This window comes from Brevibacterium siliguriense (assembly GCF_900105315.1).
GTDB lineage: Bacteria > Actinomycetota > Actinomycetes > Actinomycetales > Brevibacteriaceae > Brevibacterium > Brevibacterium siliguriense.
In genome coordinates this window covers 236,179-257,605 of sequence record NZ_LT629766.1, presented here as the reverse complement: position 1 = coordinate 257,605, position 21,427 = coordinate 236,179, and the positions used below count along the sequence as shown (strand labels likewise).

Sequence of the window (21,427 nt, the reverse complement as noted above, 5' to 3'; positions counted from 1 at the left end):
CAGCATCTCGAGGAGTCAGGCCCGTGAGGTCTGCCGGTGCGGTGTTCGTTGGCGGTCTTCTGCTCGCCCCACCGCGCGAGTCAGCGACGGCGCGGCGGTTGCGCTTTCCTGACGTGCGTCACTTGCGGTCGGGGGTGAAAGTCATCGTTGTTGAGTTCCGTTCGTCATTGAAGGTCTCTTAGCTCAATTGTAGACGGCCAGAGAATAGAAAACAATAGAATCTTCGAAAAATATTCGACTGTACCTGGCATCCTAAATGTGAAGGTCACGTTTGAGTGTTTTATTGGGATGTCAGTCATTTCGAGGGCACTTTGCTCGTCGGCACTGACACCGGATCGATGACGATTGAAGTGTCGGGAAGATTCTCGGAACTGGATCCGACGCGGTAGAGGTGGGTGATCTGTGCGATGCCTTCCGTTCGGGAAGGGCCGGAGCCTGGCCGTCTGGGAAGGGTCGGACGGTAGTGCTCGGATTGAGCCGCCTCGGCGAGGTTGGATCTGCACGCATTGCCATTGTCGGTGGGATGATGGGGAGCTATGGCCCTTGATTTCACCCTGGTGCAGCTGCGCTACTTCCAGGAGGTCGCCCGGCGGGAGAACATGACCGAGGCGGCGAAACAGCTCAACGTCACCCAGTCGGCGATCTCGACGGCGATGGCTCAGCTCGAGCGGAGCATCGGCCTCGACCTCTTCATCAGGCAGAAGAATCGATCCGTCGTGCTCTCGTCGGCGGGCAAGCGCTTCCTCGCCGAGGTCACCGGCTTCCTCGAGGCCTCTGAGGCGCTCGGCGAAACCGCGCAGGGGCTGTCGCGATCCCTTCGCGGAAGTCTGAGTGTCGGAGTGTTCTCGCCGATCGCGCCGACCCGCCTGCCGCTGATCCACGATGAGTTCGCGAAACGCTACCCGGAGGTGCGTGTGACTTATCTCGAGGCCGATCTGGAGGAACTGCAGAAGTCCGTTACGGCGGGCGATTGCGACCTTGCTCTGACCTACATGCTCGGACCGACGGGTCGATTCGATACCTTCCTCCTCGACGTCGTCGAACCGCATGTTCTGGTGTCCCGCAATCACCGCCTTGCCCAGGGCGGGAGGCCGAAGCCGGTGCGCCTGAGTGAACTCGCCGACGAAGACTACATCCAGCTCGATCTGCCGTTCAGCCGCCAGTACTACGACGAACTGTTCCGCATCGCAGGGGTTGTGCCGAAGACGCGGCATTCGTTCTCCGGCTACGAGACACTGCGGTCGTTCGTGGCGATGGGGCACGGGTATTCGCTGCTGAGCCAGAGCGTCTCATCGGGGACCTATATCGGTCTGCAGACCGTCGATGTTCCCCTGCTCGACAACTTCCCGAGCATCGACCTTGCCGTGATCTGGCCCAGCGGTGTGCGTTTGAGTCGGCGCGGACAGGCCTTCTGCGAGGTCAGCAGAGAGGTGCTGGGGGCTGCGCCGAAAGAGTGACGATCCGGATCTGTCATGTATGCGCCGAAGGGCCGCGGCGGGCGCGGAGGGGCGGCGGTGATCGTGGCGCAGTGGACGAGCAAAGGCCGCCGACCCGGTCTGTCCACATTGATTTCATTGATGACAATGTTCAAAAGTATCTGTTGGACCGATTCCGAATCGCTGATGACAATGAATGGCAGGCATCACCCAGGCAGACGGTGATGCTTCCGCCCGGCAAGGTGACAGGCACTTCAGGGCGACAAGCCCGACTCGGTGACAGGCCCGTCATGGGACACAGCAAAGGAGCTTTGATGTCCACTCCCACTACCGACCACGAGTACCCACCTACCGCCGACGGCCACGGCCGGTCGACGACGATGCAGCGGAAAGTGCTTCTCGGCGGCAGCATCGGCCAGTTCGTCGAGTTCTACGACTTCACGCTGTACGGTCTCTCGGCCGTCATCCTCTCCGAATACTTCTTCCCCGACGGCGACCGCATCACCGGTCTGCTGGTCATCTTTGCGACCTTCGGCGTCGCGTTCGTCATGCGCCCCCTCGGCGGGCTGTTCTTCGGGGCTCTCGGCGACAAGGTGGGCAGGCGGAAGACCCTGACGATCACGATCTTCCTCGTCGGAGCCTGCACCGCACTCATCGGCATCCTCCCCGGATTCGACACGATCGGCTGGTTCGCCCCGATTCTGCTCATCCTCGCCCGCCTTGGTCAGGGCTTCTCCGCCGGTGGCGAATCCGTCGGCGGTCCGTCATTCGTCTACGAGCACGCCCCTGTGGCCAAGCGCGGACTGTGGATCAACATCACCCTGGCCGCGACCGCTCTTCCCTCGGTGTTCGCCGGCGGTCTCATTCTCCTGCTCTCTACCGTGATGACCGACGCCTCCTTCGACTCCTGGGGATGGCGTGTGCCGTTCCTGCTGGCGCTGCCGCTGTCGGCCGTCGGCCTGTGGATCCGGGCAAGAACCGACGAATCCGAGCTGTTCAAGAAGACAGCGGCCGAACGGCCCAAGGAATTCAGCCCGATCCGCGAATCCTTCAGCGAGAACTGGGTCGGCATGCTCCAGGTTTTCTTCGTCCTCGGCGTCACCGCGCTCGGCTTCTACATGCTCTCGGCCTACTTCGTCACCTACATCCAGACCACCGGCGACCTCAGCCGCGAACAGTCGCTGCTGACGAACGCGATCGCCATGGCCAGCTACACGATCTTCCTGCCCATCGCGGGAGCCATCGGCGATCGAGTCGGACGTCGGCCCATGCTCATCGCGGGTACGATTCTGCTCGCGGTCACCTCGGTGCCGGCATTCGGACTTGTGACCAGCGGACACATGGGGCTGGCATTCCTCGGGCAGACGATCTTCGTCCTCGCGCTCTGCTGCTACGGCGGCGGCTGCTACACCTTCTTCTGTGAGCGCTTCTCGACGAAGACGCGGTTCACCTCGGCGGCCATCAGCTACAACATCTCCTACGCCGTGCTCGGAGGAACCGCGCCATTCGTGGGCACGTGGCTCGTCGACATCACCGGAGTCAACACCGCACCCGGTTACTACATGGCCGCGGTCGCTGCCGTGTGCCTCGTCCTCATCTTCGTCACCCGCCTCCCCGAGACCCGCGGACGGCTGGGGTAGGCGCGCCAACCCCACCACAGACCCGCGCAAGCCACATCACCCACAAGAAAGCAGCGATCAGCAATGAACCATCAGGCAGCTCCGTCGTCCGACGCAGCCTTCCTCTCCGCATTCCACCACGTCGCCACTATCGGCGCGACCGACAACAACGGCGTCGACCGACAGGCGCTCACCCCCGAGGACAAGCAGACGCGTGATTGGATGCGCGCATGGGCAGAAAGCCACGGCTTCGAGGTTCGTGTCGATGCGATCGGCAATATGTTCGCCTGCCTCCAGCTCATCCCCGACGAATCCTCGACCTCGACCGACGGCGCCCACGCCGAGGCGGCCGACCCCGCCGCGCCCGTCAGTTCGGCTGACACAAGCGCTGCCCCGTATGTCCTCATCGGCTCCCACCTCGACTCGCAGCCGCTCGGCGGTCGCTTCGACGGAGCCTACGGCGTTATCGCTGCACTCTTCGCCGCCCTGCGGGTGAAAGAGGAACTCGCCGAGTCGGGCCTGCAGCCCACTTTCAACCTCGCCGTCGTCAATTGGTTCAACGAAGAAGGCGGTCGCTTCGCCCCGTCGATCATGGGCAGCTCCGTCTATGCGGGGCTCTTCGACCTCGAGGAGATGCTCGCCGTCACCGATCTTGAAGGAACCTCAGTCTCGGAGGCGTTGAACGCCATCGGCTACGCCGGCTCCGACACCCCGCCGGAGGCGATCACCTACGCCGAGATCCACATCGAACAGGGTCGCATCCTCGAGCGTGAAGCCACCGACATCGGCGTCGTCGAAGCCAGCTGGTACACGCAGAAACTCGACATCGATGTCCTCGGCGAACAGTCCCATACCGGTGCCACCGCGATGGCCGACCGTCACGACGCGCTCGTCGCCGCGTCCAAGGTCGTCCTTGCCGTCGCCGAGGTGGTCGATGACTTCGAGGACGAGGCACTCGTGTCCTCGGTCGGTCAGCACGTCGTCGAACCGAACTCGCCGATCGTCGTGCCCCGCCGCGTCCACATGGTCGCCGACCTCCGCTCGTCCGACCCTGCTATCGTCCAAGCCGCCCGAGATTCCCTCCGGGCCCAGATCGCCGAAATCGCCCGCGCACACGACATCACCATCAACGCCCGCGACTTCGACATCCGCGATAAGCGCCATTTCCCGACCGAAGGCGTCGAACTCGCCGAGAAGGCCGTGGCCAACGAAGGCCTGAGCATCCGCCGCCTCGAGACGATGGCGGGCCACGATTCCGTGGCGATGAATCACCGCGTGCCCGCCGTGATGATGTTCGTTCCCAGCGTCGACGGCGTCTCCCACTGCGAACGTGAGTTCACCACCGATGAGGACATGCTTCGCGGCGTCCGCGTGCTCACTTCGGTGGCCGGTGAACTCGTCCGCGGTGAGCTCGCCGATGTCCGCGACGGTGCCGTGTGGGTGGGGTCGACCGTCGCCGAGGCGCGCGCATGAGCAACACCGACCCGCGCCCCAGCGCCGCCTCGGCCGCAGTCCCGACCGGCTCGACAGCCGAACCCTGGACCCTGTCGGCCACCGAGGCGCTCGCCGCATTCCGGTCCAAGGAGCTCTCCCCGGTCGACTACCTGACCTCGTTCATCGGCCGGATCACCGCCGAGGACGAGCGCATCAATGCGGTCACCGAGGTCGTCGAGGAGGCGGTCTCCTCGGCGCGGGAGGCGGAGACATTCTACGCCGAGGTGACCGCTGATGACCTCGCCGAAGCGGCCGCCGCCCGCCCCCTGCTCGGACTTCCTGTGATCGCCAAGGAGAAGCACGCCTTGGCCGGGCGCGGCCTCACACAGGGGCTGCTCCACGAACGTGACACCGTCGCCGACGATGACGCGGCGATCATCGCCCGCATCCGTGCGGCCGGCGGTTACGTCCACGCCCGCGCCACCTCTCCGGAGTTCAGCTGCGCGACGATCACGCATTCGCCGATGTGGGGCGTGACCCGCAACCCGTGGAACCTCGAGCTCTCACCTGGCGGTTCCTCCGGCGGATCCGGTGCCGCGCTCGCCGCCGGGTTCGCGCCTCTGGCCACGGCCTCGGACATCGCCGGGTCCACGCGGTTGCCCGCCGCCTTCACCGGCACCGTCGGGTACAAAGCCCCCTATGGTCGGATACCCGGAGCGCAGCCCCTGGCTGCGGACTGGTACCGCGGGGACGGGCCGATGGCGCGAACCGTCGCCGACGCCGCACTGCTCGCCCGTGTCATGGTCGGTGTCGATCCGAGCGATCACGCGACGATCGCCTCGCCCGGATTCCTCGCCGACTTCGACCCCGCCGAGGCGGCCGACCGACTCCGCGGACGCCGGGTCGCGCTGTGCGTGCGGTTGGGGGACTTCCCTGTCGGACAGGACATCGAAGCGAATACCCGCGCGGTCGCTTCGGCGCTGGAATCGGCGGGAGCGATCGTCGAAGAGGTCGAACTGCCGTGGACGGTCGAGCGGATCTTCGAAACCGCGTTCACGCACTTCGGGAACCTGCTCGCGCCGGCCATGCGCGCGGCCACCCGCGGCCACAAGGACACCCTGGCCGACTACACGCTGCGGTTCATGGCCGACGCCGAGGCGGTCGCCGGCCGCCGCTCTTTCTATGACGGACTCGCTATGGAAGCACAGATCCAAGCGGAACTCGCCGCAGCCATGGACGGTTTCGATGTGCTCTTGGCACCCACCTCGGCGGTGGCGGGGTTGGAAGCCGGAGCCAGCTACCTCGATGGGATCGCCATCGACGCCGGGGGAGTGGGACGTGAAGGGGAGGGCGAATCCGGGGCAGACGGTGCGTCCGAAAACAGCGGAAGGGACGGCGTCCGCCTCGAACACTACTGGCAGGCGCATATGACGATGCCGTTCAACATCTGCAACCGCGTGCCGATCGTCAACGTGCCCTCGGGGATGGCCGACTGCGGGATCCCCACCGGCGTCCAGGTCATCGCCCACCCCTTCGACGACGGAACTGCCTTCGACGTCGCCGCGGCGATCGAACAGCTGCGCCCATGGACCGGACTGGCGCCGACAGCTCAGATAGGCTCATCGGATGGATGAGCAGACTCTCGCCGAGGTGGAGCGTGCCGGAACGCAGTTCAATGCCGTCACCGCGATGACCGTCGAACGTGCCAACGCCCTCACCGCGGAATCGATCGGCCGCCGCGAATCCGACGAGCCGCCTCGGCGTCTGGAAGGGATTCCCTTCGCCATCAAGGACGTCATCGACCTGGTCGGCTACCCGACGACAATGGGATCGAACGTGCGCAGCGATGATCCGGTGACCGCCTCAGCGACAGTCGTGGAGCGACTCGAAGCAGCGGGCGCGATTCCGGTCGCGAAGACGAACTGTCAGGAGTACTCGTACGGAATCCTCGGCGACGAATCCGCGTTCGGCCGGGTCATCAACCCCGTCGACCCGGCGCTGTGCACAGCCGGGTCGAGCTCCGGATCGGCCGCGCTCGTCGCCACCGGCGCGGTGCCTCTGGCGCTGGGCACGGACACGGCCGGGTCCGTGCGTGTGCCGGCCGCTTGCCAGGGCGCAATCGGATTCAAACCGACCTTCGGCGTCGTCCCCGTCGACGGGGTGTTCCCGCTTTCGCCAGCCTTCGACACCGTCGGACTCTTCGCCGCGGACCTCGGCGTGCTGACCACTGCTTTCAATGTGATCACGGGCGAAGATTCCGGCAAGGCCTCTGGCCGGGGTGCGGAGCCGGGGCTGACAGGCAGCGGCGCACGGACGATCGACGTCAGTCTCTTCGCTGACGACGACGCTCGGGCGAGTGACCTGCTCATGCCGATGCCGGACCTCACGGTCACCTCGGCGAATGGACGAGTCATCGGCAAGCTCCTCGACGATCTGGCACCGATCTACGACTTCATCCGCCTCTATGAGGCGTACGAGGTCCACACAGACCTGTACGCCGAGCACTCCGCGGACTACCAACCAGGAGTGGCCAAGAAGATCGAGGCCGGCAGAGACCTCGGCGAGACCGAATACCGGAAGCAGCTGGAAGCGCTCGCAGACCTGCGGAAACGGTCGCTCACCGTCTTCGGGGGCGCCGACTTCCTGCTCACCCCGGCCATCGACGGGCCAGTGATCCGCTGGGACGAGATCGACTCCGGCTCGGCGGCGAAGTTCATGCGCTATTCGATGCCGTTCAATGTCCTCGGCTGGCCGGCATTGACGATTCCGCTGCCCAGCGCCGGGGCGGCGGAAGTGCCGCAGGCGGTGCAGCTGGTCGGTCGGCCCGGCAACGATCGCGAGCTGCTCGCCTTCGCCTCGCGGCTGGGGTGAATCCGCGAGATCGAAAAACCACAATGCGAATGTCGCCGAGGCGGCCCACCCCATTCCGGTTGGACCGCCTCGGGCGTATGGGCTCCTCAACCGGTTGGACCGCCTCGGCGAGGTTAAAGGTCACAGCCTCCAACAGCTGTCGAGCGGAGCCTTGCCCGCGAATGTGCGGGAGGTGAAGGTCTCGATTCGGGGAAGAGCTGCGACGTAGCCGCCGACGTGCGTGGGCCCGAGGTTGTCCTCGAACGCCACCTTGTGACCGGCTCGGCACCAGGTCGACGCGAGCGCCTTGCCCTGTTCGAACGGAACGACGTCATCGAGGCGGCTGTGGTTGACCAGCAGCGGAACATCCGGCACATCGGCCTTGCCCAGCCGCTGCCGGTGAACGATGTCCGTGAAGTTCTCGTCGATGATGTCGGTGAATGACTCGCCGTTCTTCGTCAGCGACTGCCCATCCGTGAAGGCTGTCGAGAGCAGGGCTTCGACGGTGCACTTGTCCGCTGTTTCGGCCACTATCTTCTGCCCCTTCTCGTTGAGGAAGTCGCTTGTATCGATGTCGGCCTGATCAGCGAACGTGTCTACTCCGTACAGCGCGAAGGCCGTATAGACGCTCGAGAGCCCGGATACGGTCTTGTACAGATCCGTCGGCACGGCGCCGGCCGAAGCGGAGGCGATGTTGAGCTCCGGAGCCCAATCCTTCTGGAGTTCCAGAGCTGCAGTCGTGGCGTGGCCGCCCTGCGAGTATCCGCGCAGCTGGAGCTGGGTCTTCTCGTCGATCTCGCTGCCGTCGACCTGTTGGACGGCGCGTGCCGCATCAAGGACTGATCGTCCTTCCTCTGTGCGGTTGAGGTAGTGATGGGTGCCCTCGGTGCCCAGTCCCACGTAGTCGACGACCACGACAGGATGCTTCGCTGCCAAGGCCGACGCGATGGAGATGCCTTCGTACTCGGTGCCCATGCTCATCTGGCGGCTGGGAGCGCACTTGTCGGCGATGCCCTGGGTTCCGGGAGAGAGGACGACGGCATCGTCGGCGTGGCCGCTCGCACCGTTCGGAGTGAGCAGAGTGGCGGTTGCGGCTCGAGCGTTCCCCTGCTCATCGGTCGTCTTGTACATGAAGACCGTCGATTTAGCGGCATGCTTGATGAGCTTCACCGGATCAAGGTAGAACTCCGAGTCGGCCTGCTTGAGCACCGCACCGTCTTCGCTCGGAAGCGAATCCGGAGTCTGATAGAAGTCCTTTGGCACTCCTGATGCCGGCAGGTCCTCCTGCGCGGCGGCGTATTCGACATCGGCGGTGGTGAGTTCGTCGGTCTTCTCGACGGCCTTCTGCGCCTGTTCGACGCTGACGCCCTCGGGGACGCTGTCGCGATCGAGTGTGCTCGGGTCTTCTGCGGCGCGGTCTTCGATGAGCTGTTCGGCTTCGGATTCGGTCTGCGGAACCAGGTCGGCGGCATGGGCGGGAGCGGTCGTGGTGCACAGGGTGAGTGCGAGGCCGACGACGGCTGCGGCGCTGAGTGCCTGCAGGCGGCGGGGCCCGTGTGAGGAAATGGTCGACAGTGCTGTAGTTGGCTTGCTCATAGGCGGTGGTCCTGTTCTGCCTTGTCTCACGGCATTGAGAAGGTGCGGGACAGCGGTGTCGGTGCAGACCGCGGCGATGTGCACCGTGACGGTGAGATCAGAGTCGCGACGGGGTGCAGTCGGCCAGGATGTTCACCGTTGGACGCCCTGATTGTGACGGGCAACACAAACATTACTTGATAGTAGGACTGAGCGGTAGTTAAGTGACGAACGTGGCACGTCGCCTGGTCAGGTGAGGCCAGGACACGACGACGATCGCCGCCAGTGCACGACGACGGCCGCCGACCGGCAGCGTAATGCACTGCTGACCGACGGCCGGATGGTCGTCTTCTCAGACTCAGACTCAGACTCTGACTCAGACTCGAACCCTGACTTCGACTCGGACTCTGACGAGTCGCCGAGACCTTACTTCCGTTCGAGCTCTTCGAGGCTCGGGTAGATCGTCTCCTTCGGGGCGACTCCATTGTTGCGGATGAGCACGAAGTAGAGCACGAAGGTGACGACGATGCCGACGAGCCACGAGATGTCCGCGCCGCCGAGCTTCGCGACCAGCGGTCCGGTATAGAAGGACTGTGCGAGGAACGGGATCTGAACGATGACACCGATGGCGTAGGCGACCAGCGCACGCCAGTTCCAGGTGCCGTAGCGACCGTGACGGTCGTAGAAGGCTGGGATGTCGAAGCGGTCCTTCGAGATCAGGTAGTAGTCGGTGAGGTTGATGACGCTCCAGGGGGTGAACACCATCAGCAGCGCGAGCACGAAGTTCTTGAAGTTCGCGAGGAAGTCCGCCGAGGCCAGCAGTGCCACGAGCACGGTCAGGGTGACGATGCCGATGACGAAGACCGCGCGGGTCCACCGGCGGATGGCCGCCCTGTTGCCGAAGGAGGTGAGGATCGTCAGTGTGCACATGAACGCGCCGTAGGCGTTGAGAGTGTTGACGGTGAGCTTGCCCAGGAGGATGACGATGAAGATGAGGAAAGCGAACACGCCCCCGCCGACGATATCGCCGACATAGGCGACCTGGTTCTCGACGAACAGATTGCCCGACTCCGTCATGGCGGCGGCACCGATGAGCGCGCCCAGGGTCATCGACCACTGCGAACCGATGACCGATCCGCCGAAGGTGAACCAGAAGGTCTTCGAGGATGGGGTCGAGCGCGGCAGGTAGCGCGAGTAGTCGGCGACGTACGGCCCGTAGGTCAGCTGCCAGCCCACGGACAGTGCGATTGCGGAGAGGAAGGCAGGGAAGGCGAAGGACGAACCCGAGATCAGCCCGGGGACGTCGACCTGGGTGAGCACGCAGTAGGTGATGAACAGGAACCCGAGCAGACCGGTCGCCGAGGAGATCCGTCCGAGGACGTGGATGTACTTGTATCCCAGCAGGGCCACCAGGGCGGTGAGTGCGCCGAAGATGACGATGCCGATCCAGGGGGCCTGTGCGCCGATGATGAGGTTGACGGCCTGGCCGGACAGGACCGCGCCCGTTGAGGCGAAGCCGATGTACATGAGAACGACGAGCACGAGTGGAATGATCGCGCCGATGATGCCGAACTGCGCACGCGAGGAGATCATCTGCGGAAGACCCAACTGCGGCCCCTGTGCCGAATGCAGCGCCATGACGATGCCGCCGATGATGTTGCCGATGAGCAGGCCGATGATGGCCCAGAGCGCATCGGCGCCGAAGACGACGGCCAGAGCTCCATCGACGATCGCGGTGATCTGAGTGTTGGCGCCGAACCACAGAGTGAACTGGGACCGTGGCGTTCCGTGACGCTCGGCGTCAGGCACCATCTCGATGGACCGCTTCTCGATCCCCGAATTGGTCGTACTCGCCATGATTGTCTCCTTTGAACTGATGGACCTGGTTCAGTGTGGCACCGCCGGTTCGCATCGCACGAGATCCGAGTCACAGGTTTCGTCCGAAATATCGGAAAAGTTCGCCGAGGCGGCCCCCGCCTCCCGCGGGATCAACGAGTTCCGGAAGATTTGTGCGGGTTTTCGCCCCCGAATTCCGCACAGATCGACCGGAACTCGGACACCGGCACCTGCGTTCCGTGCCCGGCCCCTACCTGGACTGAGTCCGCATGAGTGTCGTGCCGGCCCCTACTTCGACAGAGAGCGGGCGATGATCGTGCGCTGGATCTCCGAGGAGCCTTCGTAGATGCGGTAGATCCGAGCGTCGCGAACGTATCGCTCGAGCGGGAAGTCGCGAGTGAAGCCGTAACCGCCATGGATCTGCAGGGCTTCGTCGGCGATGAACGCGGCAGCCTCGGAAGCGGCGAGCTTCGCCGTTGCCGACGACCGGGTGAAATCCACCTCGGTGTCGCGCTGTTCGGCGGCGTCCATCGTCAGCAGCCACGCCGAACGGTACTTCGTGTACATGTCCGCGAGCTTGAACGCGATGCCTTGGAGCCTGTTCAGCGGTTTGCCGCTGATCTTGCGCTCGCTGGCCCACGCCACGGCGGCGTCGAGGGCGGCCTTGCTAATTCCCAGGCTCATCGCAGCCACCTCGATGCGGCCGCGATCGAGCACGCGCATGGCCGTCGTGAAGCCCTCGCCTGCGTTCCCGAGGAGGGCATCCTCGGGAACGACGATGTCGATGACGAACTCGTAGACCGGACTGCCGCGCAGACCCATCGTCTTCTCCGGGGGATTGAAATCCAATCCCGCCGAGGCGGCCGCGGTGTCGACGATGAATGCGCTGATTCCCTTGTGGCCGGCGTCGACGTCGGTCTTCGCGTAGACGATGATGAAGTCCGCGAAACCGGCGTTGGTGATGAAGCACTTCGTGCCCTTGATATGCCATCCGCCGTCGACGCGAGTGGCCTTCGTCGACATCTCTGCCGGGTTTGACCCGGCCCCCGGCTCGGTCAGCCCGAAGGAGCCGATGACTTCGCCGGCGGCGGCCCGCGGCAGCCACGCTTCGCGCTGGGCGTCGGTACCGCCGAGCAGGATCGAATCGGTGGCGAGGAACTGCGCAGTGATGATCGACGCGGTGGAGGCGCACGCCTCGGTGACGGAAGCGACCATCTGACTCATCGCCACCGAACCGACCCCGGGTCCACCGAACTCCTCGGGCAGGTTCAGCCCCATCACACCCACCTCGGCGAGGGTCTTCAACGTCTCATCCGACACACGTTCGTTCGCGTCTGCGGAAGCCGCCTGCGGGGCGAGGACGTCCTTGCTGATCTGGGCCACGGCGTCGACGAGTTCCTGTTCGTCGGCGGTGATGTCGAAGGCCATGAGTGCTCCTTGGAGGTGAGGTGATCGTGAGGTGAAGAGGATATGCGCGGAGGGAGGCGTCCGAGGGAGCGGCCGAATCCTTCGGCCCGCGGCTCAGTTCGCGAACTCGGTCGGTTCGGCCGAGTCCGTCGAATCCGTTGAGTCCGACGGCTTCGTCCGCCCCACCTCGGCGAAGTCGGAATTGTGCTCGCCGAGGCGGGGCGCCGGAAGCACGGACGCTGGCCGTGCTCCGTCGACGAGGAGCGGATGGCCGAGGTAGGCATGGCCGGTGCGAGGGTCGGCGGCGGTGAGCCCGCGGTCGGCGCCGATCGGTCCGTCGACCGCCTCGGCGTAGTCGAGGACGGGGGAGTTCGGGATTCCGGCGGCATCGAAGATCTCGCACAGTTCGGTCACGGTGCGCCCCGTGGTGAACTCTTCGATCTCGACGCGCAGCGCTTCGGCGTGCTCCGACCGCTGCCCGTCGGTGGTGAAGCGCGGATCGGTGGCCAGTTCCGGTTTGCCGAGGGTGCGGGCAAGAGTGCCGAAGAGACGGTCGTTGGCCACGGCGATGACGAGCAGCCCATCGGCTGCGCGGTAGGTGTCGAAGGGCGCCGAGACCGGGTGGCGGTTGCCGACCCGGGCCGGGTCGATGCCGGCGGCATGGAGAGACGCATTCGTCGGCTGCATGGCGAGCATGACGTCGAGCATCGGGATGTCGATATGGGCGCCTTCGCCGGTCGTCTGCCGGTGGAAGAGCGCCGACGAGATGCCGAAGGCGGCGAAGGCTCCGGCGGAGACGTCGGCGATCGATTCGCCCACGCGGGTGGGCGAGCCTTCGGGGAAGCCGGTCGAGGCCATGAGGCCGCTCAGGGCCTGGATGACCGTGTCATAGGCGGGACGTCCCGCCTGACTGCCGGCCTGTCCGAAACCGGAGATCGAAGCGTAGACGATATCGGGCTTCACGGCCTTGATGTCGGCGTAGGAGAGGCCGAGTTTCGCCGCGACGCCGGGACGGAAGTTCTCGACGACGACATCGCAGCTCTTGATGAACTCGAGGAGGCGTGCATGGTGCTCGGGGTCCTTGAGATCGGCCTCGATCGATCGCTTGCCGCGGTTGAGTCCGGTGAAGTACGTCGACCCGGAATCGGTGAAGGGTCCGAGATGTCGGGAATCGTCACCGTGGCCGGGCATCTCGATCTTGACCACCTCGGCGCCCTGATCGGCGAGCATGGCGGTGGCGTAGGGACCGGCGAGAACTCGGGAGAAATCGGCGACCCGAACCCCGGTCAGAAGCTGCTTCGTTGCGTTCATGATCTTCATCCTCGGCGGTGACCAGGGCGAAGGCAACGGGGTGCGACGGGATTTCGTCCGAAGTGTCGGACGGAAGTGTCGGACGTTCCGAAGTGCCGACGGGCGGTCTTCCTCCGGGACGGAATTCTGGCGCTCAGTGCATGTTGCCCTGGCCGGAAGAGCTTACGGCCAGGGCAGTGCACTGAGTTCTTCTCGTCGTGAGACGAGCGGGCCTCAGGCGACGCGCTCGAAGACAGCAGCCATACCCTGGCCGCCGCCGATGCACATGGTCTCGACTCCGTAGCGCGAACCGCGACGGTCCATCTCCCGCAGCAGCGTCGCGAGAATACGACCGCCGGTCGCGCCGACGGGGTGGCCCAGTGAGATGCCTGAGCCGTTGACGTTGAGGCGTTCGGCGAAGTCGGACTCCGTGAGCTTCCATTCGCTTGTGCAGGCGAGCACCTGAGCAGCGAAGGCCTCGTTGAGTTCGATGAGGTCGATGTCGCCGAGTTCGAGACCCGCGCGCTGCAGCGCCTTCGCGGTCGCCGGTACCGGTCCGATGCCCATCGTCTTCGGCGGCACTCCGGCCACCGCCCAGCTGCGCATGCGGGCGAAGACCCGCAGCCCCAGCTCGGCCGCCTTCGATGCGGTGGTGACGATGCACAGCGCAGCGCCATCGTTCTGGCCCGAGGCATTGCCGGCGGTCACCGTGGCCTCATCGTCGGACTTCCCGAGCATCGGCTTGAGCTTCGCGAGCTTCTCGACCGTCGATCCGGGACGGATGTGCTCGTCGGTCGTGATGACCTGTTCGGGGGTCTTCCGGGTGGCCGGCAGCGTGATCGGCACGATCTCGTCCGCGAACTTCCCTTCCTCCGTCGCCGAGGCGGCCCGACGATGCGATTCCACGGCGTAGACGTCCTGGTCCTCGCGTGAGATCTTGTACTCCCGACGCAGGTTCTCCGCGGTTTCGATCATCCCACCCGGCACCGGGTAGTCATTGCCGCCGGCGGTGAGGCGGCCGCGGACGAGGCCGTCCTTGAGTTCGACGTTGCCGCCCCTGATGCCCCAGCGGATCTCCTCGTTGAAGAACGGTGCGCGGCTCATCGACTCGACGCCGCCGGCGACGACGAGGTCGGCGAATCCGGCCGAGATCATCGCATGAGCGTCGGCGATCGCCTGCAGGCCGGAGCCGCAGCGACGGTCGACCTGGCGGCCCGGAACGGTGATCGGCAGTCCCGCATTGAGGGCGACGACGCGGCCGATCGCCGGAGTCTCCATGTGCGGATAGCAGTTGCCGAGCACGACATCCTCAATGGCCTCGCCCGGCAGATTGGTCTTCTCCAGCAGAGCTGTCAGCACCTGTCGGCCGAGCTCCTCGTGCGGAACGTCCTTGAACTGTCCGCCGAATCCGCCCACGGGGGAGCGGAGGGGTTCACAGATGACGATGTCTTCGGACACAGGGTCTCCCTCTGGTTGCGGTCGCACAGTCCCGCATTCGAGGCCGGAACGTCGACACGATCGGCATCACTGCCGAATTTGGTATTAAACATTCGCATTTATGAACATATCCGAATGGATTGCCCCTGACAAGGGTGCGTCTCAATGAATGGGTCCCGGGAGGCAGCCTGGCTCCGGCGGGGAAGGGCGCCTCGGTGGACCCATGAGGAGTCGCCGGGTTCGGAGTGCCCGCGGCGGGCAGTCCTCAGCGGACGGTCGGCAGGACCGCCTCGGCGACATCGAGAACCGTGTTCAGGGCGGCGTCCTGATGGTCGAGTCGATAGGCGAGGTGAAGCTGGGTGGCTTCGTTCGGCAGGTCGAGCGGCACCGCGGAGACCCGCGAGTCGTAGCCGGCGGCGACGGAATCGAAGGTGATCGTCACTCCCATGCCGGCGGCGACAAGCGCGGAGATCGACTGCGAGTCAGGCGCCTCCTGGACGGTGCGCGGACTGAACCCGGCGTCGAGGCACAGGCGCATGGCGGTTTCGCGCAGGTTCGAATTCGGTCGTGCGGGCAGGAGGACGAACGGTTCGTCGGCGAGTTCCTCGACGCCGATCTTCTTTCGGCCTGCCAGGCGATGGGAGCTCGGCATGGCAACGCAGGGGCGCTCGATTGCCACGGGGCGCCCGGCGATGAGCGGAGGTCGCCTGCGCCAGCGGACCAACGCGAGGTCGAGAGTGCCGTCCATGATCCGCTCGAGTCCCTCGTCGGCATAGATCGTCGACTCGAGCTGGAAGGTGATCCCCGGATTGCGCTCGTGCGAGGCCGCCACGAGGGTCGCTGCCAAGTCGCGGGAGGACGGATGTGAGTAGCCGAAGCGAACGCGTCCGACCTCGCCGCTGGAGGAACGGTGAACGGATTCGACGGCGGCCTGCTGGGTGGCGAGCATATGCTTGGCCGGCTCGAGCAGGGCTTCGCCGGCGGGGGAGAGGTTGACCGAACGGGTCGTGCGCTGGAACAGAGAGGCGCCGAGCTCGGTCTCCAGGGAGCGGATGGTGCGGCTCAGCGGAGGCTGGGCCATGCCGAGGCGTTCGGCGGCGCGGCCGAAGTGGAGTTCTTCGGCGACGGCGACGAAGGCGCGGATCTGCTGCAGCTCCATTATGTTCTCCTGTGTCAGGCGGCCGCTGGGCGATTGCCTTAATTATTGCATGAAATAGTAATAATTACAGAAGTGTTTTGCAGATTTGGGTAATTGCTATAGCCTGCGAACCATGGATAGTGACACAGTCGTCAGTTTGCCTGAAGCCATCGAACGCTACGTCGAGGACGGAGCCACCGTGGCGCTCGAGGGGTTCTCTCACCTTATCCCGTTCGCCGCCGGGCACGAGATCATCCGGCAGGGAATTTCCGGACTCACCTTCTGCAGGCTCACCCCCGATCTGCTCAGCGACATGATGATCGCCGCCGATTGCGTCGATCGCCTCGTCTGCTCGTTCTTCGCCTCCGGTTCGGCCGGCAGCCTCTACGAGGTGCGTCGACGGATCGAATCGGCCGAACCGCGTCCGCTCGCAGTCGAAGAATACTCACATCACGCGATGACCCTGCGCTATCACGCGGGAGCCGCCCGACTGCCCTTCGCCCCGATCGGCTCCTTCGTCGGCTCCGACATCCCCGGCATCAACCCGGACATCCGCTCCGTCGTCGACCCGTACTCGGGAAAGAAGACCTACGTGGTGCCGCCGCTCAACCCGGATGTCACGATCATCCATGCCCAGCGTGCCGACCGGTACGGAAATGTGCAGATCTGGGGCATCACCGGCACGCAGCAGGAGGCGGTCTACGCGGCAGAGAACGTCATCGTCACCGTCGAGGAGATCGTCGACGACGAGGTCGTCCGCTCCGACCCGAATCGCACCCTCATCCCGGCCCATGCCGTCGACGCCGTCTGCGTGGTCCCGACCGGCGCGCACCCCTCCTATGTGCAAGGCTCCTATGATCGTGACAACGCCTTCTACCGCGAATGGACGCCGATCTCGAAGGATCCGGCCCAGCTGCAGGAGTGGCTCGACACCCGTATCCGCGGCACCCGCGATCACGCCGAATACCTCCAGACGATCGGCGCCGACCGGCTGCTGAGTCTGCGCGTGGACCCACGTCCCTCCGGCGTGGTCGATTACGGACGCCGCGCCTCACTGACAGAAGGGACCGTGAAATGAGCGCCGCCTCGGCGAAGGAATTCACCGAAACCGAACTCATCGTCTGCGCGGCTGCGAAGATGCTCGCCCGCAGTCGCACCGTCTTCGCCGGGGTCGGCCTGCCCACGCTGGCCGTCGACCTGGCCCATCGCACTCTCAACCCGGACATCCAGCTCATCTACGAATCCGGGGTCGCCGGCGCGCATCCGGAGTCGATGGCCGAAGGCATCGCCGACTCCGTCGTCGTCTCCGGCGCCGAAGCGGTCGTGAACATGCACGCCCTCTTCGGCTACGTCCTCCAAGGTGGGAACGTCGACGTCGGCTTCCTCGGAGCGGCCCAGGTTGACCGGTATGGATCGCTGAACACGACGGTCATCGGCGACTGGGATTCTCCGAAAGTGCGCCTGCCTGGTTCCGGAGGGGCCGCGGACATCATGGCCAATGCCGGCGAGGTCTTCGTCGTCCTCCGCCGCCACGACCCGGCCTCCTTCCCGGACGAACTCGACTTCACGACCTCGGCCTCGCCGGTGCGCGCGGCCGAGCAGCCGGACTTCATCCAGCCGCCCGGATTCGGCGTCTCCACCGTCATCACCCCGCTGGGGATCCTGCGGCGGCGAGACCGCCTCGGGGAGCTCGAACTCACCGAGGTCCACCCGGGAGTGAGCGTCGAGCAGGTGAAGGAGGCGACCGGCTGGGACCTCGCAGTCGCCGAGGATGTCCAGCAGACTCAGGCGCCGACGGTCGACGAGGTCCGCCTGCTCCGTGACGAGATCGACACGGTCCGCCTCTACCTGCGCTGAGGCGGGCGCGGGGTGCCGGGCGCGGTCGGCGGTCTGCGGCGGAAGTGCGGTGCCGCGTTCGCTCATGGTCTGCCGCCGGTATGGTGCCAAAACCCGAAGAAAGTGCACCTTTCTCTGAATTGCTCACCGAGGAACGTGAGCAATTCAGAGAAGACAGTACCTAGTCTGTGCCTGGCCACAAGGTTGTTGTCGCTTCTTGGGAGATGTGGTGCAGGCGGGTACGATGAGCCGTATGTCGAGCCCTGAATCGGACACTCAGGGGCTGTCGGTCACGCCGTCAGCCCCTCACCTCCGCTGAGCCCTTAACGCTGCTCCCCGTGTCGCACGCAGCACGACTTTCAGGGGTTTCTATGGGCGCTGACCGTGGTGACGAGACGTTCCTTGTACGTACTCTCACTTCGGAGTTAACTCGATGCCTTTCGTTCTCTATCTTCTTGCCCTGGTGGTCTTCGCCATGGGTACTTCCGAATTCATGCTCGCGGGACTCGTGCCCGACATCTCGACCGACTTCGGCGTTTCCGTAGGGACCGTTGGTCTCCTGACATCGGCGTTCGCCGCAGGGATGGTGATCGGTGCACCTGCGACGGCCGCGCTCACTCGTCGCCTTCCCATGAAAGGGACACTCTTGGGCTGCGTAGTCGTGTTCGCGCTGTCCCATGCCGTCGGAGCACTTACGCCGGATTTCACTGTTCTGTTCGTTACGCGCGTGGTCGCCGCGGTCGTCAATGCAGGCTTCTTGGCTGTCGCACTGGTCGCAGCGACGAAACTCGTGGCGCCCGATGCCAAAGGCCGGGCCGTGGCGATTCTGCTGGCGGGGACTACCGTCGCGACCGTCGCCGGCGTCCCCGCAGGTGGTCTGCTTGGGACGGCACTCGGCTGGCAGTCGACGTTCTGGGCGATCGCCTTTCTCTGCGTCCCCGCTGCCGTCGGCATTGCCGCAGGCTTCACTACTCAGCCGGTTGACTCATCGAAGGTGGAGTCGTCCTCGACTTTGCTTCGTGCGGAGCTGTCACAGCTTGCCTCCCCACGCCTCGTCTTGACGATGTTGCTCGCTGCCCTGGTGAATGCCGGAACCTTCTCCGCGCTGACCTTCCTCGCGCCGATCATTACTCATACCGCCGGCCTGAGCCAGTGGTGGGTGTCGGTGGCTCTTGTGCTCTTTGGTGTTGGTTCTTTCATCGGCGTCACTGTGGCGGGACGGTTCTCGGATGCCCGCCCCAGAATCGTCATCGTGTGCGGTGGAAGCGTTCTCGTGCTCGGGTGGCTCGCATTGGCAACTTTCGCGACGTACCCCGCTGTCCTGCTCGGGCTCATTTTCGTCCAGGGTGTGTTGGGGTTCGCTGTTGGGAGCACGCTGATCACTCGAGTGCTCTACGCGGCGGCGGGTGCGCCGACGATGGCGGGGTCTTATGCGACAGCGGCACTCAACCTGGGCGCGGCCGTCGGTCCCGTACTTGCCGCTGCCGCACTCAGCGTTCTTCCGGGTGCGCTCGGACCGGTCTGGGTGGCCGTGATCGCGACCGCAACGGCATTGCTGGTCGCAGTACCTCTGCTTCGGCTGATTGCACCCCGTCAATAGCGTCCTGACCTCTTACGCCTAGTAGACCGCGCAAAGCTATGCGGCCCCGAGGCCATCAGGATACTCGGGAGCGCCTGGTTATCGAGGCAGGGGCCGCATTGTTAATGAGGCCGGGGCCCTATTGTCGTCGTGGCGAAGTCCTCAGGGAGTGACGGGAGCGCGCGCCGGTGCAGGTTCGGAGCCCGCGCCAGTGGCGTCGGCGGTCGTCACGGAATGGCTCGTGCCGACCGTGTCCGCGGTGCCGGCAGTCAGGGTGTCCGAGTCGGCGTCGCGCTCGGCCTTCTCGGCGGCGAGAGCTGCGGCGAACTCCGCCTCGTCGGCGGCCTCGGCCTTCGAGTTCTCGCTGGCCGTCCAGCCGGTCATGTTGAGCAGGATGAGCGTGCAGACGAGGGAGACGAGCGCGTAGCCGGCGCTGAGGATCGCCACTGGAATGATGGAATCCGAACTGTTGTACATCCATTGCGCGGCCGCCGCAGTACCGCCGCCCACGGTCATCGAGCACAGCTGGTAGGCCAGCGAGATTCCCGTGTACCGGACCCGCGTGGGGAACGCCCGGGCGATGATTCCGCCGATGCCGGCGTAGAACAGCGAGTGCGGAACGGTTGCTGCGGCCATGGCTGCCAGCGCGATCCCCGGATGGCCCAGTTCGATCGCGAAGAACATGAGCGGCATGAGGACGAACTCCGGAGCGATGATCCAGACGATCGCCTTGCGCATGTCCTTGACCCGGTCGAGGATGACCGCGCCGAACGGCTGGACGATGAACTGCACGACGAGTGCGAGCGTGACGACGCCGAGGAACGTCGACGAACTGTACGCCCAGGGGTGGGTGGTGTCCGTGGCCCAGGCCGTGGCGAACGTCGTCTTGAGATAGGTGACCTGGATGAGCGGCAGCGAACCAGCGCCGAGGAGGATGAGCACCCAGTGCTTCTTGATCGCCTCGAATGCAGGAACCTTGACGACGGCGTCCTTCTTCTTCGCGACCTTCATGTTCTCTGGCTCTTCGAGCTTCAGCCGGATGACGAGGCCGATGACGATGAGGAAGATCGAGGCGAGGAACGCGATTCTCCAGCCGTAGAGGAGGAACTGCGGGGTCGGCAGGAGCGCGAGGACGAAGAACATACCCGAGGAGATGAGGTTTCCTGCCGGTGATCCCTGCTGGGCGAAGGCCGAGTACAGGACTCCCTTGCCCTTCGGGGCGTTCTCGCTGGCGATGAGTACGGAGCCGCCCCATTCGCCGCCGACGGCAATGCCCTGCAGGATGCGCAGGCAGGTGAGGATGATCGGAGCGCCGATGCCGATGGTCGCATATCCCGGCAGCAGACCGACGAGGAACGATGCCGCACCCATCATCACGAGGGTGACTACGAGCGTCTTCTTCCGGCCGTACTTGTCACCGAAGTGGCCGAAGATGATTCCGCCGAGCGGACGAGCGAGGAAGCCTGCCCACAGCGTGACGAAGGAGAGCAGAGTGCCGACGCCGGCAGGCAGGGTATCAGGGAAGAAGACATGCCCGAAGACCAGCGCCGAGGCGGTGCCGTAGATGTAGAAGTCGTACCACTCGATGGTGGTGCCGATGAATGATGCTATTCCGGCTTTGCGAGCACGTTTCGCGGTGTTGACCGAATCAGACATGCGATTCCTCTCAGGTGGAGCGTCATTGCGCCTACCGATGCCAGATGTCGATGACGTGGCATGGGTGCTCGTTCACCGTAAGTTGCCCGTGTTGTCCACGCAAAGATTTTTTGGTTATATCGACATAGTAATTAGTGATGACATAGCGAGGTTCCCTGATGCTCCGCGGCCTACCGGGCCGTAGGCCAGGCGGTGAGAATTCTCGGTGATACGGACACCGACGGCCGCATTGATCATTATTGCGTTATGAGTATCAGAGCGATGCTCCGCCCTCGCCGAGGTAGGCCCCGGGCAGTGTGCGGACGCCCGTTTGATGTCGGATCCGGTCAGGCTG

At 64.9% G+C, this 21,427-nt stretch carries 15 protein-coding genes; 8 read left to right on the top strand and 7 right to left on the bottom strand.

Annotated features, from left to right (window positions below; all coding sequences use genetic code 11):
- Window positions 1-536: 536 nt before the first annotated feature.
- The 5 genes from BLU88_RS01055 to BLU88_RS01035 all read left to right on the top strand — a co-directional run bounded on the left by BLU88_RS01055 (window position 537) and on the right by BLU88_RS01035 (window position 7,360).
- Window positions 537-1,457 carry a LysR family transcriptional regulator gene (locus BLU88_RS01055; protein ID WP_092009236.1) on the top strand — a complete coding sequence of 307 codons (921 nt, stop codon included), beginning with the start codon at window positions 537-539 and terminating at the stop codon, window positions 1,455-1,457.
- A gap of 293 nt (window positions 1,458-1,750) precedes the next feature.
- Window positions 1,751-3,076 carry an MFS transporter gene (locus BLU88_RS01050; protein ID WP_231939519.1) on the top strand — a complete coding sequence of 442 codons (1,326 nt, stop codon included), beginning with the start codon at window positions 1,751-1,753 and terminating at the stop codon, window positions 3,074-3,076.
- Between the two features lie 63 nt (window positions 3,077-3,139).
- On the top strand, window positions 3,140-4,528 hold the full coding sequence (locus tag BLU88_RS01045) for a M20 family metallo-hydrolase (protein ID WP_092009234.1): 1,389 nt from the start codon (window positions 3,140-3,142) through the stop codon (window positions 4,526-4,528).
- On the top strand, window positions 4,525-6,123 hold the full coding sequence (locus BLU88_RS01040) for an amidase (protein ID WP_092009231.1): 1,599 nt from the start codon (window positions 4,525-4,527) through the stop codon (window positions 6,121-6,123). The genes BLU88_RS01045 and BLU88_RS01040 overlap by 4 nt, the downstream gene beginning before the upstream one ends.
- On the top strand, window positions 6,116-7,360 hold the full coding sequence (locus BLU88_RS01035; RefSeq protein WP_092009229.1) for an amidase: 1,245 nt from the start codon (window positions 6,116-6,118) through the stop codon (window positions 7,358-7,360). Before BLU88_RS01040 ends, BLU88_RS01035 begins: the two co-directional genes overlap by 8 nt.
- A gap of 120 nt (window positions 7,361-7,480) precedes the next feature.
- Here BLU88_RS01035 and BLU88_RS01030 read toward each other — a convergent pair whose 3' ends face one another.
- From BLU88_RS01030 to BLU88_RS01005, 6 genes are all read right to left on the bottom strand, one after another.
- A complete protein-coding gene (locus BLU88_RS01030; protein WP_092009227.1) occupies window positions 7,481-8,935 on the bottom strand; it encodes a lipase family protein in 1,455 nt (484 codons plus the stop codon).
- Window positions 8,936-9,340: 405 nt separating this feature from the next.
- Entirely contained in the window at window positions 9,341-10,771 is a 1,431-nt protein-coding gene (locus BLU88_RS01025) for a purine-cytosine permease family protein (RefSeq protein WP_092009224.1), read from the bottom strand.
- A 267-nt stretch (window positions 10,772-11,038) separates the two neighbouring features.
- Window positions 11,039-12,178: an acyl-CoA dehydrogenase family protein gene (locus BLU88_RS01020; RefSeq protein WP_092009222.1), complete on the bottom strand. Its 1,140-nt coding sequence runs from the start codon at window positions 12,176-12,178 to the stop codon at window positions 11,039-11,041.
- A gap of 93 nt (window positions 12,179-12,271) precedes the next feature.
- A complete protein-coding gene (locus BLU88_RS01015) occupies window positions 12,272-13,468 on the bottom strand; it encodes a CaiB/BaiF CoA transferase family protein (RefSeq protein ID WP_092016993.1) in 1,197 nt (398 codons plus the stop codon).
- A gap of 213 nt (window positions 13,469-13,681) precedes the next feature.
- Window positions 13,682-14,905, bottom strand: coding sequence for an acetyl-CoA C-acetyltransferase (locus BLU88_RS01010; RefSeq protein ID WP_092009220.1), 1,224 nt, complete (start codon window positions 14,903-14,905; stop codon window positions 13,682-13,684).
- A 244-nt stretch (window positions 14,906-15,149) separates the two neighbouring features.
- Window positions 15,150-16,043 carry a LysR family transcriptional regulator gene (locus BLU88_RS01005; RefSeq protein WP_231939518.1) on the bottom strand — a complete coding sequence of 298 codons (894 nt, stop codon included), beginning with the start codon at window positions 16,041-16,043 and terminating at the stop codon, window positions 15,150-15,152.
- A 112-nt stretch (window positions 16,044-16,155) separates the two neighbouring features.
- Between BLU88_RS01005 and BLU88_RS01000 the strand changes: the two genes are divergently transcribed.
- The 3 genes from BLU88_RS01000 to BLU88_RS00990 all read left to right on the top strand — a co-directional run bounded on the left by BLU88_RS01000 (window position 16,156) and on the right by BLU88_RS00990 (window position 19,458).
- Window positions 16,156-17,100, top strand: coding sequence for a CoA transferase subunit A (locus BLU88_RS01000; protein WP_092009216.1), 945 nt, complete (start codon window positions 16,156-16,158; stop codon window positions 17,098-17,100).
- On the top strand, window positions 17,097-17,879 hold the full coding sequence (locus BLU88_RS00995) for a CoA-transferase subunit beta (RefSeq protein WP_092009214.1): 783 nt from the start codon (window positions 17,097-17,099) through the stop codon (window positions 17,877-17,879). The genes BLU88_RS01000 and BLU88_RS00995 overlap by 4 nt, the downstream gene beginning before the upstream one ends.
- 412 nt (window positions 17,880-18,291) lie before the next feature.
- Window positions 18,292-19,458 (top strand): Cmx/CmrA family chloramphenicol efflux MFS transporter, encoded by a 1,167-nt coding sequence (locus BLU88_RS00990; RefSeq protein WP_092009212.1) that lies wholly within the window; start codon window positions 18,292-18,294, stop codon window positions 19,456-19,458.
- A gap of 141 nt (window positions 19,459-19,599) precedes the next feature.
- On the opposite strand, the gene BLU88_RS00985 is transcribed toward BLU88_RS00990, so the two are convergent.
- Window positions 19,600-21,093 carry an MFS transporter gene (locus BLU88_RS00985; RefSeq protein WP_092009210.1) on the bottom strand — a complete coding sequence of 498 codons (1,494 nt, stop codon included), beginning with the start codon at window positions 21,091-21,093 and terminating at the stop codon, window positions 19,600-19,602.
- Window positions 21,094-21,427 lie beyond the last annotated feature (334 nt).

Coding starts and splice junctions, on each gene's coding strand:
- BLU88_RS01055 (WP_092009236.1), top strand. CDS start 537: ATGGCCCTTGATTTCACCCTGGTGCAGCTGCGCTACTTCCAGGAGGTC.
- BLU88_RS01050 (WP_231939519.1), top strand. CDS start 1,751: ATGTCCACTCCCACTACCGACCACGAGTACCCACCTACCGCCGACGGC.
- BLU88_RS01045 (WP_092009234.1), top strand. CDS start 3,140: ATGAACCATCAGGCAGCTCCGTCGTCCGACGCAGCCTTCCTCTCCGCA.
- BLU88_RS01040 (WP_092009231.1), top strand. CDS start 4,525: ATGAGCAACACCGACCCGCGCCCCAGCGCCGCCTCGGCCGCAGTCCCG.
- BLU88_RS01035 (WP_092009229.1), top strand. CDS start 6,116: ATGGATGAGCAGACTCTCGCCGAGGTGGAGCGTGCCGGAACGCAGTTC.
- BLU88_RS01030 (WP_092009227.1), bottom strand. CDS start 8,935: ATGAGCAAGCCAACTACAGCACTGTCGACCATTTCCTCACACGGGCCC.
- BLU88_RS01025 (WP_092009224.1), bottom strand. CDS start 10,771: ATGGCGAGTACGACCAATTCGGGGATCGAGAAGCGGTCCATCGAGATG.
- BLU88_RS01020 (WP_092009222.1), bottom strand. CDS start 12,178: ATGGCCTTCGACATCACCGCCGACGAACAGGAACTCGTCGACGCCGTG.
- BLU88_RS01015 (WP_092016993.1), bottom strand. CDS start 13,468: ATGAACGCAACGAAGCAGCTTCTGACCGGGGTTCGGGTCGCCGATTTC.
- BLU88_RS01005 (WP_231939518.1), bottom strand. CDS start 16,043: ATGGAGCTGCAGCAGATCCGCGCCTTCGTCGCCGTCGCCGAAGAACTC.
- BLU88_RS01000 (WP_092009216.1), top strand. CDS start 16,156: ATGGATAGTGACACAGTCGTCAGTTTGCCTGAAGCCATCGAACGCTAC.
- BLU88_RS00995 (WP_092009214.1), top strand. CDS start 17,097: ATGAGCGCCGCCTCGGCGAAGGAATTCACCGAAACCGAACTCATCGTC.
- BLU88_RS00990 (WP_092009212.1), top strand. CDS start 18,292: ATGCCTTTCGTTCTCTATCTTCTTGCCCTGGTGGTCTTCGCCATGGGT.
- BLU88_RS00985 (WP_092009210.1), bottom strand. CDS start 21,093: ATGTCTGATTCGGTCAACACCGCGAAACGTGCTCGCAAAGCCGGAATA.